Source organism: Anoxybacillus sp. J5B_2022 (assembly GCF_026847645.1).
Taxonomy (GTDB): domain Bacteria; phylum Bacillota; class Bacilli; order Bacillales; family Anoxybacillaceae; genus Anoxybacteroides.
In genome coordinates this window covers 1-719 of sequence record NZ_JAPSMC010000166.1, presented here as the reverse complement: position 1 = coordinate 719, position 719 = coordinate 1, and the positions used below count along the sequence as shown (strand labels likewise).

Here is a 719-nt window from a genome sequence, read left to right as displayed (position 1 = left end):
GACGCTCCATCCTTTTCTTCCCACCATCTGTTATCTAGTTTTGAAGGAACAATCCTTCACCAGCCTAGTGACGATAGCGGAGAGGACACACCCGTTCCCATCCCGAACACGGAAGTTAAGCTCTCCAGCGCCGATGGTAGTTGGGGCTAGCGCCCCTGCAAGAGTAGGACGTTGCTAGGCTGGATATAAAACATTTCACAATAGTTTAGCGACGAGGGAAGCATCGATGAATCTGTTGCGAGTTGCCTCGACGCATCCAACTTCCTCGAATAAACTGGGAGAGGAAGAGGCAGTAAGGTTTTATGCACGTTCCGCAATAGCTCAGCGGTAGAGCAACCGGCTGTTAACCGGTAGGTCGTAGGTTCGAATCCTACTTGCGGAGCCATGCTTCCATAGCTCAGTAGGTAGAGCACTTCCATGGTAAGGAAGAGGTCACCGGTTCAAGCCCGGTTGGAAGCTTACGTCTACTATGATGGCCCGTTGGTCAAGTGGTTAAGACACCGCCCTTTCACGGCGGTAACACGGGTTCGAATCCCGTACGGGTCACTTTCTTTTTGTTTGGAGGATTAGCTCAGCTGGGAGAGCACTTGCCTTACAAGCAAGGGGTCGGCGGTTCGATCCCGTCATCCTCCACCATATATAACATTCCGCCGGCTTAGCTCAATTGGTAGAGACGAGCAAAGCATCCATGAATAATCGACGAGTTGCCTCGACGCATC

General features: G+C 51.7%; 4 tRNA genes and 1 rRNA gene. All 5 read left to right on the top strand.

What is annotated here, in order from left to right:
- The first annotated feature begins 63 nt into the window (after positions 1 to 63).
- The 5 genes from rrf (at position 64) to M4I42_RS17025 (ending at position 636) form a co-directional block, all read left to right on the top strand.
- Positions 64 to 180, top strand: a 5S ribosomal RNA gene (rrf, locus tag M4I42_RS17045).
- A gap of 130 nt (positions 181 to 310) precedes the next feature.
- Positions 311 to 385 (top strand) — tRNA-Asn (locus M4I42_RS17040).
- 1 nt (position 386) lies between these two features.
- Positions 387 to 459: transfer RNA gene (locus M4I42_RS17035), tRNA-Thr, on the top strand.
- Between the two features lie 15 nt (positions 460 to 474).
- Positions 475 to 546, top strand: a tRNA-Glu gene (locus tag M4I42_RS17030).
- A 14-nt stretch (positions 547 to 560) separates the two neighbouring features.
- Positions 561 to 636 (top strand) — tRNA-Val (locus M4I42_RS17025).
- Positions 637 to 719 lie beyond the last annotated feature (83 nt).